The sequence below is a fragment of the Roseovarius sp. JB2-10 genome, assembly GCF_055693585.1.
This window is the reverse complement of sequence record NZ_CM146337.1, coordinates 3,607,716-3,625,008: the sequence shown is the minus strand read 5'-3', so window position 1 is coordinate 3,625,008 and position 17,293 is coordinate 3,607,716. Positions and strand designations below refer to the sequence as shown.

8 protein-coding genes are annotated in these 17,293 nt (G+C 59.2%); 3 read left to right on the top strand and 5 right to left on the bottom strand.

Going from position 1 to position 17,293, the window contains the following annotated elements:
• The first annotated feature begins 18 nt into the window (after positions 1–18).
• Genes ACZ1HJ_RS18025 through ACZ1HJ_RS18015 form a run of 3 tightly spaced genes read left to right on the top strand, consistent with a single transcriptional unit; the run spans position 19 to position 11,963 of the window.
• Entirely contained in the window at positions 19–2,853 is a 2,835-nt protein-coding gene (locus ACZ1HJ_RS18025; RefSeq protein WP_472722234.1) for a hypothetical protein, read from the top strand.
• Positions 2,816–11,692, top strand: coding sequence for an isopeptide-forming domain-containing fimbrial protein (locus ACZ1HJ_RS18020; protein WP_472720012.1), 8,877 nt, complete (start codon positions 2,816–2,818; stop codon positions 11,690–11,692). The genes ACZ1HJ_RS18025 and ACZ1HJ_RS18020 overlap by 38 nt, the downstream gene beginning before the upstream one ends.
• Positions 11,637–11,963: a hypothetical protein gene (locus tag ACZ1HJ_RS18015; protein WP_472720011.1), complete on the top strand. Its 327-nt coding sequence runs from the start codon at positions 11,637–11,639 to the stop codon at positions 11,961–11,963. The genes ACZ1HJ_RS18020 and ACZ1HJ_RS18015 overlap by 56 nt, the downstream gene beginning before the upstream one ends.
• Before the next feature lie 21 nt (positions 11,964–11,984).
• Here ACZ1HJ_RS18015 and ACZ1HJ_RS18010 read toward each other — a convergent pair whose 3' ends face one another.
• From ACZ1HJ_RS18010 to ACZ1HJ_RS17990, 5 genes are read right to left on the bottom strand one after another with little or no spacing between them, the layout of a single operon-like run.
• Complete coding sequence (locus ACZ1HJ_RS18010) at positions 11,985–13,661, bottom strand: efflux RND transporter periplasmic adaptor subunit (protein ID WP_472720010.1); 1,677 nt, start codon at positions 13,659–13,661, stop codon at positions 11,985–11,987.
• A 1-nt stretch (position 13,662) separates the two neighbouring features.
• Entirely contained in the window at positions 13,663–14,451 is a 789-nt protein-coding gene (locus ACZ1HJ_RS18005; protein ID WP_472720009.1) for an efflux RND transporter periplasmic adaptor subunit, read from the bottom strand.
• Positions 14,451–15,206, bottom strand: a complete 756-nt coding sequence (locus ACZ1HJ_RS18000; RefSeq protein WP_472720008.1) for a SapC family protein — start codon at positions 15,204–15,206, stop codon at positions 14,451–14,453. The genes ACZ1HJ_RS18005 and ACZ1HJ_RS18000 overlap by 1 nt, the downstream gene beginning before the upstream one ends.
• 36 nt (positions 15,207–15,242) lie before the next feature.
• Positions 15,243–16,862 (bottom strand): zinc metalloprotease, encoded by a 1,620-nt coding sequence (locus tag ACZ1HJ_RS17995; RefSeq protein ID WP_472720007.1) that lies wholly within the window; start codon positions 16,860–16,862, stop codon positions 15,243–15,245.
• On the bottom strand, positions 16,859–17,206 hold the full coding sequence (locus ACZ1HJ_RS17990) for a hypothetical protein (RefSeq protein ID WP_472720006.1): 348 nt from the start codon (positions 17,204–17,206) through the stop codon (positions 16,859–16,861). The genes ACZ1HJ_RS17995 and ACZ1HJ_RS17990 overlap by 4 nt, the downstream gene beginning before the upstream one ends.
• Positions 17,207–17,293: the final 87 nt, after the last annotated feature.

The following is a 17,293-nucleotide window of genomic DNA, read 5'->3' as shown; positions in this document are numbered from 1 at the left end:
GGTTTTGTTGTGACAGAGATGCCCAAGTTTGAGCTTCTGGAGGACCGGATCGTGCTGTCGGGCGCTGATCCGGACGTGACCTTTACGACCACCGATCCGGATGAAGTCATCGAACTGGGCGAACAGGATGTCGGCTTCACGCTGACTTTCGACAATACCGGCACGGATTCGGGCTATGTGCCCTATGCCGAGCTGATCATTCCCACCTCGGGTGGGGATGGCGAGGGGGATGGCCCCACCTTTGACAGCGCCAGTTTTCTGGGCGCGCCCATTGTCACGCATGAGATCACTTTTGATGGCGCAGGGGAGGCCGAACATCCGTTTTTGCTGAACCCTGATGGCTCTCCCTTCATCGTGACGGGCGGCACACAGGGTGACACGCTGGTGGTTTTTGAGCTGCCGTATGGCTCGTTCTCACCGGGCAACCCGCCGGTCGATATTGATGTGGTCATCGATTTTTCCGATCAGGCCGATCTTAATGCCATGCCCACCTTTGACATCTTGGGGGGCTTTGCGCTTGGCTGCGATCCGCTGGACAATCCGGACGATGATGCACCCATTCGGGAGGCACAGGGCTCAACCACCGTCGATCCGCAGCTGTTTCAGGTGTCCAAGGCCAATACGGCACCGGAATCCGAAGGGGCGACAGGTCCGAACTATGAATACCAATATATCCTGACCGTTGATGTGGCGCCGGGCCAGACCCTGTCAGATTTCACGCTGACCGACACGTTGCCGCCTGAACTGGTCTATCTGGGTAACCCGGTGATTTCCGGCGGAACCGTCAACAGCATCACTGAGCCGCCGGTCGGGGTGCAGGTGACAGCGCCGAACAACGAACTGGTGGTGGATTTCGCCGAGGTTTCGGGCACTGTCACGGTGACCTTTGACTATTACATCAGCAATGATCCCTCTGACTCGGCCGATCCAACCAACGATCCGGTGACCGGTGCCGATACACCTGTGATCAATCAGGTCACAGGCACAGGCACATGGAACCCGCTTGATGGTGATGACGACCCGGTTGCGGTGTCCGACAGCGCGACCAATGAGCTGACCGCGTCCAGCATAGCGATCCAGAAAACCAATGCCGTTTTGACCGATAACCAGGCCAGTGGCGTGACGCCTGATGACGTGTACGAGTTCACGCTGGCCATTCAGGTGTCGGACTATTTCACCATGGGTGATCTGGTGGTCGAGGATATTCTGGGCGACGCCTGGACCTATGTTGCGGGCTCTGCCGAGTTTTCGACAGTAGAGGAGATTGGCGGGATTGCCGGCCCGGTTGCTTTTGGGGTCGACGAATCCAATTCGTTCAATGCCACCACCGGTGAGACCACCGTGATTTTCGAGCTGTCCGATGCGATGATCGCCGCCGGGTCCGATGGCCTTCTGACTGGTGACATTGCCGGAGATGGCACGCAGGATGGCTCGCAGACAACGGTGCTGATCACCTATCAGGCCATCATTGCGGATGCTTACACAGATGGGGCAATTCCTGGCCTTAACCAATTGAGCCAAGGGGATTTTATCTCCAATGACGTGACGGTTCGGGCGGATGTACGCGACAATGCAGACCCGAATACGCCTACGGGCAACACGATCGAAGACACCAGTTCGAATGAAGTGCAGCTGGCCGTCGGTCAGATCCGCGAAAAGACGGTCTATGCGCTCAACGGGGATGATAACCCGCCTGCCGATGTGGTTATTGCCGCAGGTGACACGGTTACGTTTTCGATCATTTACGACGCGCCTTTGGGGGCGTTTGAAAACTTCCGGATCATCGACAACCTGCCGCAGCTGGTGTTTGATTCCGGCGAAATTGACAACATGTCTTTTGATGCGGGCGCGGCGGATCCGCCCCCCGCCGGAGTGGCCACATACGGCCCGGCGACATCGGTCGATTTGTCGGGCATCGTGCCCAACATTTCCAACATCCCGGCGGACAACCAGATCAATTTCGAATTTGGTGATTTCACCATTGATCCGCGCGGGCCGCTGTCGATTGAGCTTTTGTTCACCGTGACTGTCGAAGATGCGATCTTTGCGCCCGATCTGCTGTTGACCAATCAGGCGACCGGGTTTGAGGAAAACTCCTTTGGCGATGTGATCGAAAGCACAGCCATTGCCAATTTCGAATATGCCGAGCCCGATCTGAACATCAGTAAAGGTGTTGTGGCCACCAATGGTGCAGACCCCGATACCGCCATTGTGAACGGGCCAACCGGCCTGACCGGGGTGAGCATTCCGGACGGATCCGTGCCCCGTTTCAGCGGTACGGTGACGTCGGATGGTCTTGATCTGGCGCCGGTCGATGCAAATATCGAGAACGTCAATGCGGGCGATACAGTCACTTTTGCCGTGGTGCTCGAGAATACAGGCCGCGCGCCAAATGGTGCGTTCAACATCACCGTTCAGGATACGTTACCGGATGGGTTCCTTGAGCCGCCCGCGGGCTACAACCTGTCGATCACCGATGGTGCCGGTAACCCGATTTCCTTTACCCGTCCGGATGGCACACCGGCCACGGATGATGATTTCTTTGACCCGGCGCAGGGCCTGCTTCTGGTGGATGACGGCCCGTTGGAGGGTGCGATATCCGCGTTTGACGAGACATCAGGCGAAAACGTGATTGTCATCACCTATGATCTGGTGGTCGACAGCGTGGTGACACCGGATGAGCTGATCACCAACACCGCCGGAATTGCCAGCTATAACGCGTTTGAGGGCAATGGTATGCCCTTTGATCCGAATGCGCCTGTGAACCGGGTTGTCGACCCGATCACGGATGACGCAACGGCCACAACGGAATCCATTGAAATCTCGAAAACGCTGGATCTCGCGTCAGTTTGACGGGCAGGGCTTTGGCCGGGGCGGCAATGAGGTGGTGATCGGCGAGAATGTCGAGTTTATCATCCGCGTTGATGTGCCCGAAGGTGAGCTGCTGAACACCGTTATCTCCGACACCGTGACCTTTGGAGGTCTGGTGATTGTTGACGCACAGATCGAGTCCATCGGATCCGGGATTTCCAATACGGGCGGTGTAACCGTTGGTCAGAACGCCACGATCACCGGCAATGCATTCGCGTATGATTTCGATACGCTGACCAACGCAGGCGACAATGATCCCAACAACGACTTCATCGAGATCCGCGTATTTGCGCGGGTGGATGACGCGTCCGTGGGCACGCCCGGAACCAATGAATTGCTGCGCAACCGCGCCGAAATCACGTTTGAAAACGCGGATGGCGACACGACGCGCGCCCGGGACAATGCCAGCCTGCGGGTTGCCACGCCAAATGTCGAATTGGACAAGATCGCAAGCCCAAGCGAAGTCACCGCTGGTGGTCTGGTCAACTATTCGGTTGATATCGCAAACCCGGCGCAATTCCGCGACGCGCCTGCGTTTGACCTGACGCTCAGTGACACGCTGGCGCCCGAAGTCACGCTCAACCCCGGCAGTATTCAGCTTTTTGTCAACGGCACGCCAACGGCCTTTGACGGGACAAATTTTGCGCTGACCACCCCGGTGGGGGGAGATGCCAATTCTTACGAGATCTTCATCGACCGGCTGGATCAGAATGACACGGTTCGGGTTGAGTATAACGCGACGGTTGATCCCGATGTCGAGGCCGGCCTGACAATCCCCAATACCGCTGATCTCGTGTTTGACAGCACACCCGAGGATGACAGTGCTGCTGATGGCGATGACCGAGAGTTTTCGCTGAGCGACACCGAAGAGGTCATCACCAGTGCGCCGGAGATCGACAAATCCGTGGTGCCGGGCAGTTCAAGCTATGCCGAAACGGCCGAGGGTGAGCTGGGCATCGGCGAGACGGTCACCTATGAATTTGTGCTGACCATTCCCGAAGGCTCGATCCAGGATGTGATCCTGACCGATACGCTGCCGCCGGGGATGGAATACGTCAGCTCTGAGGTAGTGCGCATCGGCGATGTCAGTGGTGCTGGCACAAACGGGCCGGCTGACAACATCGGCGGGTCGCTTCTGAATGTGGGCGATGCCGGGGTGAATTCCGGCGGTCAGGACACTGTATTTGACTTTGGCGACCTGACCAACGTGGTCGACATGACCGGAGACAGCAAGGACGAGATCGTTGTGCGTCTGACCGCGCGTCTGACGGCGGATCCGGTGGTCGATACCAGCGACGCGATGACCAATGTGGGCGTTTTGTCGTTCACGGACGGCAATAATAACGCGTCAAGCGTTCAGGATGATGCCTCGGTCGAGGTGGTTGAGCCAGATGTCATGATCGACAAGACCGTGACCCCGGCTGTCGCGGATGCCGGTGACGTGGTCAGCTATGAGGTGACGGTGACCAATGATGGTGACGGCCCGGCCTATGACATGATCGTCAATGACGACGGTGTCGGCGGGGATGTCACAGCCATCCCGGCCTCGCTGAATGTCGACATCTTTGAGGCGGATGGCACCACACCTTTCACGCCGACGGAACCGGTTTCAGCCGCGTTCGACGTAAACGGCGAATTGCGGGTTGTGATCCCCGAACTGCCCGCGGGCTTCATTGCGGTCATCACCTATGATGCCACGGTCGAAGATAGCGCGCTGTTCAACTCGACCTACACCAACACCGCCGAGGTTGAGCGCTATGACAGCAACCCGGCAGGGGATGAAACCACGCCGCCCGCTGATCCTGAAGAAGAACGGATCTATACCGGACCATCGACCACCGCTGATCTGGGCACGCCGGAGGCGAGCCTGGATAAGTCCTACGAGACCAGCAACGACGCCAATACCGATGATGCCGCGGGGCCGAACAATGCGGAGCTGAACGTGGGTGAAGAGGTGTCGTACCTTCTGACCATCACGGTGCCGCAGGGCACGGCGGGTATCACGCTGACGGATAATCTGCCGCCGGGCCTTCTGGTGCAATCGGCTGAAGTTGTCTCCATCGGCGACGATGTCAATGACACCTCAACCACCTTGACCGCAGGGGATGATGACAGCAACGGCGCCATCACTATCAACAGCGCGCGTGACGAGGTGGTATTTGACTTTGGCACGGTGGTTGTCGACGGGGCGGATGATGCGGCGGCAACAGATACCACCATCGTGGTGCGCGTGACATCGATCGTGGATGACGTGGCCGAGGCTTCGACAGGTCTTTCCCTGACCAATACGGCAACGCTTGAGATCACAGACCCGGCCACGGGCGACACGTTGCAGGAGGAGATGGCGTCTGAAACGGTCGATGTGGTGGAGCCGGACCTGACGGTCGACAAAACCGGCGATGTCGGCGGCGACCCGGGCGAGATCGTGGACTACACAATTACCGTGACAAATGATGGGGATGGCCCGGCCTATGACCTTGTGGTCACGGACCCGTTTAATGATCCGTTCCTGACACTGCAACCGGGATCGGTTGTGACCAGTGTGGGTGTCATCACAACGCCCGCACCGTCCGAGACGGATGGCTTCCAGATCGTGATCCCGGGGCCCGTTCTGCCCGGTGAGGTGGTGACGATCACGTTCCAAGCGCTGATCGAGCCCACGGCACCGGATGCCCAGTCTTTCGTCAACACCGCCGTCGTTGATTATGACAGCGTGCCGGGCGATCCGACGGATGCCGATGGCAACCCGCTTGGCCGCGATGATACGGCCAGCGATGATCATGTGATTGCCACGGTGCCGCGCATCACCAAGACGCCCTTTACCTCGAACTTCACCGAGACTGACAGTGAACTGGGCTCCGCGCCCTTTGATCTGTCGATCGGCGAAGAGGTGACATTCCGCTATGAAATCACCCTGCCAGAGATCGATCTGGAAAGCGTGATTGCCCAAGATCTCTTGCCGCCGGGGCTTGAGTTCATCTCGGCCAACGTGGTGAACGTAAACGGCACAGGGGCCACAGGAACGGTGATTGCAACGCCTGACGCGGGCAATCCCAACCTGATCGAACTTGATTTTGGCGCAATGAACAACCCGTCTGATGGCTCGATCGGCCCGGATGACGTGCTGGTCTTTGACGTGATTGCACGGGTGACCGAAGGCGGCGTGCCCAGTGCGGGCGATACGCTGACCAACACCGTGTCGTTGATTGTGGACCCGGTTGGCGATGATCCGTTTGCCACGCAGACCGCCACGGCGGACGTTCGCATTGTCGAGCCGCAGATGAGCATCGACAAAACCGGCCCGCTGGCGCTTGATCCGGGCGGTCCGGCTGGAAGCTTTACCATTGTTGCCACCAACGATGGCGTGCCGGGGGCCGAAGGTCCGGCCTATGATGTTGTGATCTCCGACGCACTGCCTGCGGGCATGACGCTTGATACCGGATCGCTGGTCTTTACCGACGGGGCAGGCGGACCGGTTGTACCGGACAGTGTCACCTCTGACGGTTCGTCCTTTAGCGCGACGTTCGATGTTCTGTTGCCTGGCCAGACGGTTCAGGTTGACTATGAAGCCTCCTTGGATGCGGGTGCGACGCCGCTGACGGTGTTCGAAAACACGGCCACCGCTGAATATGACAGTGCGCCCGGGGAAACGTTGGATGGCGACGGTAATCCGATTGAGGAAACCTATGCGCCTGTGACCGACACCCACGAAGTGTCCACCCTGCCGACCATCGAAAAAACCGCGATCAGCACCGAACATGCCGAGACGCCCGAGGATAATGACGGTGACGGGCTGACCGATCTGGCGATTGGCGAAACGGTCACCTATGAGCTGGTGCTGACTCTGCCGGAAATCCCGATGGATCAGCTGGTTCTAACCGATCTTCTGCCGCCGGGCCTGTCGTTCGTTTCTGCCGAAGTCACTGAAATCGGGGCCTTTATCAGCGTTGACGGTGAAACTGATCTGACGGCGATCAATGCAAGCGCCTCCTTTGTCGAGGCCGGACCGCTACTGACCGTCACGCTTGGCGATGTGCTCAACTCTGACACCGATGACACGGGCACCCGGGCCAATGATGGCATCGTGGTGCAGGTGACAGCGCGGGTCGAGGACGTGCCGGGCAATGTTGGCACACCGGCCAGCACACCGCTGACCAACACGGCCGGGCTGACCATCACGCCGGAGGGCGAGGCGCCCCTGTCCGAGGTCACGGATACCGAGACCATCGAGATCGTCGAGCCCAATCTGGTGCTGGACAAGACCGGTGATCCGGCGGCCAATCCGGGCGACACGGTGAATTACCAGATTGCCATTCAGAACACCGGCACCGGCCCGGCCTTTGACCTGCAGATTGCGGATGCCTTTGCCGATCCAAACCTCACATTGGTGCCAGGCAGTGTGACTTTCAGCTTCAACGGATTTACCGAGGCTGATGTCACAATCACCGAATCCGCCGGCGGTTTCTCGTTCGAGCTGGTGGATACGGCGACGGGTGACCCAATCCCGGTTGGCGCAGGCGAAACACTGACGATCAACTATCAGGCGGTTCTGGATGTGAACGCGCCGTCGGCAGAGACGTTTTTGAACACCGCGACCGTGGATTATGACAGCCTGCCGGGCGATCCGGTGGATGAGGACGGTAACCCCGTGGATGACCGGGATTATACCGCCGATGACACCAATTCGGTGGCGACCGTGCCGTTCCTGACCAAGACGCCCACCGCCTCCAGCTTCACGGAAACAGATAGCGTTCTGGGCTCGGATCCGTTCGACCTGGCGATTGGTGAAGAGGTGACCTACACCTACGAGCTTTTCCTGCCCGAGATTGATATGTCCTCGGTGCTTTTCTCGGATGATTTGCCCGATGGCATGGATTTCGTCAGCTTCAACGTGGTCTCGATCGGGGCCGGTTTGACCGACACGTCCGACAATGCGTTGGGCACGCCGGTTCTGTCACTGGTTGGCAATGATTTTGAGTTGGATTTCGGTGACGTCCGCAACCCCGAAGATACCAGCCCACCCACCATCGGGCCTGATGATGTGATCACCATCGAAGTGGTGGCGCGGGTCAATTCCGACATGAGTGCGGGCGACACATTGACCAACACCGCCACGCTGGAAGTGCAGGAGTTGGGCGGTACGGCCCTGGCGCCTGCCACGGCCGATGCGGATGTCCGCGTGGTTGAGCCGGAACTGACCATCGATAAAACCGGGCCATTGGCCTTGAATCCCGGCGACACAGGCACGTTTGAAATCACCGTTGTCAACGAAGGCCCCGGCGTGGTGCCTGATGCAACGGGGCCGGCCTATGACGTTGAAATCACGGATGTTTTGCCCGCCGAATTTGATCTGGATGCAAGCTCGCTTGTGATCACTTTGAACGGTGCGCCCTATACGCCGGGACCGGGGGAATTGATCACCTCAACCGCGGGGTTCACGCTGAACTTCGATGTGCTCTTGCCGGATGATGAGGTGGTCATCACCTATGAGGCTGATCTCGATCCGGGGGCCAACGCGCTGGACACGTTCACCAACACGGCCACCGCCGCCTATGACAGCGCGCCGGGGGATAATCCCAATCAGGAGGTGTTCACACCGGTCAGTGACGATCACACCGTCGCCACATCGCCGAGCCTTGAAAAGACGGCCCTGACAACAGAGCACCCCGAGACGCCCGAGGATAATGACGCCGATGGTGTCACCGACCTGGCGATCGGCGAGACGGTCACCTATGAGTTGGTTTTGACCCTGCCGGAAATTCAGATGGACACGGTGCAGTTGACCGATCTGCTGCCCACCGGGCTCAGCTTCGTCTCGGCTGAGGTGAGTGAGCTGGGCAGCGGCATCACCGTCAATGGCAGCAATGATGTGACCACGGTCAACGCCGGTGCGAGTTTCGTGGAATCCGGCCAGTTGCTGACCGTGACACTTGGCGATGTGCTCAATGCCGATAGTGACGGCACAGGGACGCGGGCCAATGATGCCATCGTTATCGAGATCACCGCGCGGGTCGAGGATATCCCCGCGAATTCCGGCGCTGATCCGAACACGCAGCTGACCAATACCGCCGGTCTGATCATCACGCCCGAAGGCGAGGCGCCGCTGGATGAGATCACGGATACCGAAACGGTCGAGATTGTTGAGCCGCTTCTGACGCTGGAGAAAACCGGCAACATCGCGGTCAATCCTGGATCCACCGTGGATTACCAGATCGAGATTGAAAACACCGGCAACGGTCCGGCCTTTGATCTGTTCATCGCGGATAATTTTGCCGATCCGAACCTTTCGCTTGTCGGGGGTAGCGTGACGTTTTCGTTCAACGGCTTTACCGAGGCGGATGTGACCATCGTGGAAGCGGCTGGCGGGTTCTCATTCCAGCTGGTTGAAACGGCCACGGGCAACCCGATCCCTGTGGGGGCGGGTGAGACGCTCATTGTCAACTATCAGGCGCTTCTGGATCCCGGTGCGCCAAATGCGGAAACCTTCCTGAACACGGCGACCGTGGATTATGACGGTCTGCCCGGTGATCCGCTGGATGAAAACGGCCTGCCGGTGGATGATCGGGATTACAGCACCGATGACACGCATTCGGTGGCCACGGTACCTTTCATTACCAAAACCCCGTTTACCTCTAGCTTCACCCAGACGGATTCCGAGCTTGGCTCTGACCCGTTTGATTTGTCGATTGGCGAATTGGTGACGTTCACCTACGAATTGTTCCTGCCTGAAATCGATATGGAATCCGTGATCTTTACGGACAACCTGCCGGTTGGCATGGACTTCGTCAGCGTGGACGATGTGGTTTTCGGCGCAGGTCTGGTGGATCTCTCGGATAACCCGTTGAGCATTCCCACGCCCGTCCTGACAGGGCCAAACGATTTCACGCTCGATTTCGGTGAAATCCGCAATCCCGAAGATACCAGCCCGCCCACGATCGGGCCGGATGACGTGATTTCATTCACCGTCACAGGCCGCATCAATAGTGACATGAGCGCGGGCGATGTGCTGACCAACACCGCCTCGCTCGTGGTGGACCCTGACGGTGCCGATCCGGCCTTCACTCCGGCCACGGCCGAGGCCGATGTGCGCGTTGTCGAGCCGGAACTGACCATCGACAAGGACGGACCGCTGGCGATTGATCCCGGCGAAAACGGTATCTTCTCGATCACCGTGACAAACGAAGGCCCGGGCGTGGTGCCCGATGCCACAGGGCCCGCGTTCGACGTCGAGGTGACGGATGTTCTGCCACCGGAATTGTCGCTCAACGGCGGCTCGCTCAACTTCACCATCAACGGTGTGCCGTTCACGCCCGCGAGCGGGGATCTGACCACCGCGGCAACGGGCTTTACGCTTAACGTGCCCGTGCTTGCCGCCGATGATGTATTGGTGGTGACCTATGCGGCAACGCTGGATGCAGGCACACCGCCGCTGACAACATTCGTCAACACCGCCACGGCGGCCTACGATTCCGCGCCCGGTGACGATCCGTTCCAGGAAGATTACACGCCGGTGTCTGACGACCACCGCACATCATCCAACCCGACTTTGACCAAACAGGACACGGCCTCGGGGTATGCTGAGACGCCAGAGGATGGCGATGGCGATGGCATCCGAGGTCTGACGATTGGTGAGACGGTCACCTATGAGCTGGTCCTGACCTTGCCGGAAATCCCCATGGATACGGTTGTGCTGACCGACCAATTGCCGGTGGGTCTCGAGTTTGTCACGGCCTCGATTGAGCAGATCGGCAGCGAGATCACCGTGGGCGGCACCACGGATATCAGCAATTCCGGCCAGCTGCTGACCATCAGCCTGACGGATGTCGATAACACCTTCGTAGATGGCACCATCACCGAGGCACAGGACGCGATCATCGTTGAGGTTGTGGCCCGGGTGACCGACATCCCGACCAATGTGCAGAACGTGCAGCTGACCAATACCGCCGGTCTGACCGTCACACCGGAAGGGGAGAACCCGCTGGATCAGGTGATTGACACCGAAACGGTCGAAATTATCGAGCCGAATTTGCTGATCGAGAAATCGACCACATCGACCGATCCGTTCCTGGGTGACATCATCGTTTACACGCTGGTGATCAGCAATGATGCAACGGCCACGTCCCCGGCGTTCAACACCGTTGTGAATGACCCGCTGCCGTCTGATCTGGAGCTGACGGGTGTGATTTCGCTGTCGGACCCGGTCTTGGGGTCTGTCTCGCCCAGCTCTGTGGCGGGCTCGGACCGATTGATCGTGAATATTCCGGTGCTGCAGCCGGGCGAAAGCCTGACCATCGAATACGAAGCCTTCGTGGGTTTCCGCACCAATGTTCTGGACGATATCACCAACATTGCCGTTGCCACGACCAGCTCATCACCGGATCCGTCGGACGGGTTTGGGCGCGATTACTTTGTGGCTGATGATGCGGTGATTGTACCGCAGCCGATCCCCGATGATGACGGCGATGACGAAGAGCCGCGCGCCATTGACGGGATTGATGACGCGCAATTCCTGCCCATTCTGCTGATCGACCCGATCTTCACCGGCACGGCCGAACCCGGATCAAACGTGACCATCAACCTTTACCGTCAGGATGGGCGGTTGGATTATGTGCGCAACATTGTGGCCGATACGGGCGGGCATTGGATCGCGATTTTCCCACGTGTCGAACTGAACCAGGTCGAGGATGATTTCAACGAATTCCACAACCGGTCGGTTCTGTTTGACGCACCGGTCAAGTTGATCGATGAGGCACGCACGGATTCTGATGAATTTCCGCAACGACATGCGTGGGTTCACCGTTGGGTCGCATCTGGAAGATGAGGCCTATACTATCGGTGTCAGCGTCGACCGGCCATCAACCCTGCCGCAGGACGCAGGTATTTTCAATACGCGTACCTTCTTTGCCCCGGCTAATATTGGCGAGGTCTATGGCAACCAGGATGTGCTGAAAGTTGATGAGGTCTTCAACGATATCGCCGCCAAAACGGTGGAAGACTTGTACAATTCATCGGCCGATCCGTTGGGTGTGTCTTTGAACCGGTTCAACTACGAATTCCTCAGTGGGGCGACGGCCGTACCGGGTGCGCAGTAAATCCACAGAGTTTTGAAACGACTAGATCCAGACCCGCAGCAACACCCAATCGCGGATGTTGCGGTAGAGGATGTGCCAGATCGGACGGTATTCCTGATCCACCGCAAAAACACCGCTGATGCCCGGGCGCAGATCGCTGCCCGGTGCGGCGGTGAACGTCGCCTTGCCCGAAATCAGCGGAATATCTTCGCTGTTGTCGACGGCGGGTGAGATCCGCGTCACGCTGGCTTCCAACCGCAGGCTGGGGTCGAAATCGGGCCGGAAGACACCGGTGTCATCCTCAGCCACGTTGCTGATCTCTCCCTCGACAATGGCCAGCGACAGGCGCAGGGCCGACGGGTCCGACACCTCGACCAACGCCTCACCCTTGCGGACGGTGGCGCCGATGCGTTGGTCCACATCCTGCAGCACGACGATGCCTGAAATGGGTGCGGTTATCCGGGCGCTGTCGCGTTGCAATTCCAGCAGGCGCAGCTGTGCGTCCAGTCGCTCGACCTCCAGCTCGGCGTTGCGCAGCACCTGTGCATTGCGGCTGGCCCGCGCGGTTTCCCGTTCCAGCACGGCATTGGCGCGCTCGGCGGTCACTTCGATGATTTCGAGGTCGATCTCGGGCGTGGCAAGGGTGATCAAAACGGTTTCGCCCGCGCGCACAAATTCCTTGTCGCGCACCAGCACCTCGGCAATTGTGGCCGATAGCGGGGCCGTGACAACGCGTTTTTGTGCGGCCTCCACCGTGGCCGGGATTTTGGTACCATCCGCAATGGGTATAAGGCCGAGCGCGCCAATGACCAGACAAACCGACGCGATTTTGACCAGCCGCGCGGCCGTCCATTTCGAGGCGGGTTTGCCCTGTTGAGCCTGCGCAAAGACCGCCCCGGCCAGCCGCAAAAGCCGGGTGTTCCGTTGCGGATTTTCGGCCCGTAGGACCAGTCCGTCACTGCGTCCTGGACGGGCGGCAAAAACGCCGCTGTCGGATTGCAAATTCTTGGCGGCAAGCTCCACCATGGATGATTTCAGCTTGGCGGGCAGGGTGGCCCGTTTGGTCAACCCGCTTTGGCCGGATATGGCCAGATTGCTCACGTTCTGCCCGGTATAGAACCCGGCAGCGGCGTAATCTGCACCGGTCAGCCGGACCAGCACATCGGCCAGATCCTGCATCTGCGACAGATCACCGGCTGCGATGGCGGCAAGGATGCGGATCAACTGTGATTGCCCGGTCAGATCGCTGTGGCGAAACTGCGCGTAGGACAGGTTGGCCAGAAGGCTGACGCGTTCATAGGCAAGTGACCGTGCAACCGCGCCGCCTGCGGGCATGCCGACCAGCAGCACCCCCGTCTGCCCGTCGGGCAGGGCAAGCGTTGCGGCCAGGTACGCGCCCACAACCTTGACCGTTGCGGCGGTGGCATCTTTGGTTTCTTCGAAGGCCTTTTCCGCGGCCGCGCTTTCCGCCTCCCCCATGTGCGCCTTTGCGTCCTGGGCCAAGACGAAGGCGGGCGCGTCATCCTTCGGTTTCGCCCAGACGGACACATTGCGATGCGCGATAAGGGCCGTGGCAAATTCAACCAACCGGTTGGGGAAACGGGCGGGGTCGTTTTCCTGCGCAAAGCACGCCAGCAGGGCGGAATTCAGGTCTCTGCCCGGTGGGGCCGTGTCCTTTGGTTCGGCCTTGGTGTTGGGGATGGGGCTGGCGTCGGTCATTTCAGGGTCGATTGATCAGAACGGCCGTTCCGGCCAGAAAGGCGCGGTCAGGGTTGTCGAATTCGATCTTGATCCGCACGCTCAGGCTGGCCGGGTCGACGCGGGGGTCAATCGAGGCGACAACGCCCTTTGCGGTCTGATCGCCCGCAATCGTCGCCGAAACATCTGAGCCCTGCTTGAGCCAGTCCAGCCAATCCAACGGTACAAATGCCGTGGCCTGCAACCGGTCAAGGTTGCCCAGTTCAAGAACGGTCATCTCCGTGTCCACGATTTCACCTTCGGTGCTGAACACCTGAAGCACCGTGCCATCAAAGGGGGCGGTCATGCTGAACTCGCTCAGGATCGCCTTTTCAAGTTCCAGCTGGCTCTGGCTTCGCGTCATCCCTTCGACGGCGACGTCAAGATCGGCTTCGGCCAGTTGCAGCGCCTGTTCGGATTGCGTGACCTCCCATTCCTGCGCGGCGCCTTTACTGCGGGCACGGGCCACGCGGTCGCGCATGGTTTTGGATTGCTCAATCGCGATCTCGGCGCGGTTTACGGCCCCGTTGGCCTCGGCCGCGATTTCCGACAGGGCCACGCGCGCGCGTTGCACCCGCGCGTCTATCGTGGCCAGTACCGTGTCTTTGCGCACCTCATCACCTTCTCGGACCAGAATCTGATCCACCCGCCCATCCACCGTCGAGCGGATTTCAACCATGTCGCCGGGTTCCAGAATGGCTGAAACACCTTGTGCCATCGCAGCCGGGGCAAACCCGATCAGCGTCAGGCCGAGACAGGCTAAAAGACGCATCAGAGCGACCCGAAGGACGTGAAATTGGTCAGGGACAGGTGGTGCGCGGCGAAAATGTTGAGCATGCCGCGCCGGGCCAGCCCGGCCAGTGTGGCGTCATCCAGCTTGCGCAGTTTTTCTTCGGATATGATGTGAAACCCTTCGACTTTCAGTGTTTTGCCATCGCGCGAAATCGTGACGGAAGACGGGTCCACCAGATCAAGTTTGCGGGCTTCTTCCATCGCGGACCGGGTGCGTTGCAGCGCCATTTCGTACCGGTTGCAGAAATCCATCACATTGCTCAGGACTTCCGCGGGTTTGCCGTCTTTGAAGAGCGCGCGGTCGGCCTCTCCCTGCGTCGAAAAGATCACCGAGGAGAGATCGGCGCAGAGGATGTTGCGTTCCACATCCTGTGCCTCGCGCACATAGGCAAAGGGGTAGCGGCGCAGATAAGCGGGAATGTAAGCGCCCTTGGTCCAGCTGCCATCCTGCAGCACGTGATCATTTTTGCCTGCTGAAAAGCCGACCAGAGCTACAGGTGTTGGCACATCGCCGCCCGCAAGCACGATGGGATAGCTGCGCATAGCCTGCGGGAATTCATCGGCGGTGATCGGGATCGCATTGGTGGTCGAGGCGTATTCATAGCTGCGTTCGGGTGACAGGAAATAACCGCCATGGCGCTCCGCGGTGAGCGGCACCAGCGTCTTGTAGAGCGTTGGCAGATTGTCGGGCTGCAGCTCCTTGTCTTCCCGGGTGACAGCGCGGCGTTGGACCATGTGATTTCTCTTTCTGTTACGACGTTTTGACGTACGCTAATTCAGGTTAATAGGTAGCCTATCCTGCAACAAACGCGAACCTCCAAATTGTAGGCGTTTGAGCAGGGATCGGGGGCTGGTTTCCAGCCGGGCCACCACGGCGCCCCCATGTTTGAGCGATGTGATACATCCCGTTTCCGGTGCTTCTGGCGCGGCGCGGACGATAAGGTTGCCAGCGATTGCAATGCTGTCGGTCAGCGCATCCAGCGGCCGGGCGGAAAACTCGCAGGACGGGTCATGGATCGCGCGCACCTGCAGGTTGGTGGCCTTGGTCAAGGGCAGATCGCGTTCAAGAACACCCTGATCCAACCGCAACTGCAAATAGGCCGGGGCAGGGGTGGAATGCGCCCCAAGCGTGCTTTGCGTGGCAGGGTCAATCCAGGCCCCGTCATGGGTTTCCGCCTGCAACGAGGTCCAGATGCCACCCTGTCCGATGTTGAACGTCAGCGCCGCCTCGCGGGCCTCAAGCTCGGCGCGGCTTTGGTGAAAACTCTCGATTTCCGCGGCCAGCTGCGCTTTTTCCGCCGCGGATGTCAGATTGGCGCGCTGCAGGTTTTCCAGCATTTCACGGCGCAGATTGATGTCCGTGATTTGTTGGGTGACCGCCGGGTTGGTCAGCACAAATGATCCATCCGCCTGTTTTTCCAGTTTTCCGGCTTCGGACGCGAACAGGAACTGGGTTTCATAGAGCCGAAGCTGCCCCTGGATCAGAATACGGTCGGGGAAGGGAATAAGCGTCAGGGCAACCAGCGCGCCCAGACCGGCCAGAACGACGCCTGATCGGAGAGGGCGGATGCCAAGTTTGACAGCGTATTTCAGCGTGTTGAAAGCCGGACGCGCCACCAGTGTCATCAGCACCACAACCAGTGCCACAGGCGCCAGGCGCGGATCAAACTGGTACACCAGCCAGAAAATGCCGCCAAAGATCGTCCAGCGATAGATGTAGGACAGCAGCCAATAGGCGAAGTCCGAACGGATGATGGGTGGCGTCTGTGCGCCCAATGCGCGGGCCACGAGGTTGCGTGCCGCCTGACTGGCGCGACCGGACAAGTTGGGGCGACGCAGGTAATCCGTCAGCATATAGTACCCGTCCAGCTTGATCGCCGGGTTCAGGTTGAACAACAACGCCAGCGCCCCCGCGACCACTGCGACCTGCAGAATGATAGTTTGCACCATGCCGGTCTGGGTCTGCGCCCAGATCAATGTCAGGATCGCGATGATCCAGGTTTCAAAATAGATGCCCCCCGCGCCGATCATCACCCGCCGGGCAACAGATCGTAAACGCCACGCGCCGGTGACATCGGTGAACGGAAAGGGGGTAAACGCGAAAATCGATATCCCCATTCGGATGGGGCCGGGCTCCAGCGCCTCTTGGCGACACATGCTTTGATAGGCCAGGGCGTGACCCATTTCGTGGATAACCTTCAACACCACATAAAGCGTGCCGAAGATAAGGAATTGCCGCCAATCTGCTTCGAAAAACTGACGCATGGTCAGCGCCAGTTTGTCACTGTTTTCGATCAGCGCATTGAGCGCGGCAAGCAGGGTGATCAACCAGGTCAAATAGCCCAGTGGCGTATAGAGCAACCGCCCCAGCCATTCGAATTTTCCGGTCACCCAACTGGCATCAAAAAATCCCAACGCATTGAAATCAATTTACTTTCAAGCGGTGCCTTTTTGAGGTCTGCCTCGCTTTGGGTCTGGCCGGTACGCACCAACAGGCCGGATTGGACCAGTCGTTTTATCAGGTCTTCGCCACGCGACGTCGGAATATTCGCGCTGTTGAGCGCCTGAAGGATCGAGCCGTTTTCCTTGAGGTCGACGAAAAATTGAACGGTGGCGCGATTGGCCAGAAAAAACTTGCCAGTCGCCTCGTTCGCGATCACGAATTCCGGCTCGCTGGCACCCGGTGGCGTGACATCCGTGAAGGTAATGAACCCGGGCACAACGAGGGCAGTCATTTGCCCCTGCGGGGGCGGTGTTTGATGCTCGTCTGCCATCAAGTGCTATACCGGTTATCTGCCAATGAGTGGTTTTATCGCGCGCGG

Coding starts and splice junctions, on each gene's coding strand:
- ACZ1HJ_RS18025 (WP_472722234.1), top strand. CDS start 19: ATGCCCAAGTTTGAGCTTCTGGAGGACCGGATCGTGCTGTCGGGCGCT.
- ACZ1HJ_RS18015 (WP_472720011.1), top strand. CDS start 11,637: ATGAATTTCCGCAACGACATGCGTGGGTTCACCGTTGGGTCGCATCTG.
- ACZ1HJ_RS18010 (WP_472720010.1), bottom strand. CDS start 13,661: ATGACCGACGCCAGCCCCATCCCCAACACCAAGGCCGAACCAAAGGAC.
- ACZ1HJ_RS18005 (WP_472720009.1), bottom strand. CDS start 14,451: ATGCGTCTTTTAGCCTGTCTCGGCCTGACGCTGATCGGGTTTGCCCCG.
- ACZ1HJ_RS18000 (WP_472720008.1), bottom strand. CDS start 15,206: ATGGTCCAACGCCGCGCTGTCACCCGGGAAGACAAGGAGCTGCAGCCC.
- ACZ1HJ_RS17990 (WP_472720006.1), bottom strand. CDS start 17,206: ATGACTGCCCTCGTTGTGCCCGGGTTCATTACCTTCACGGATGTCACG.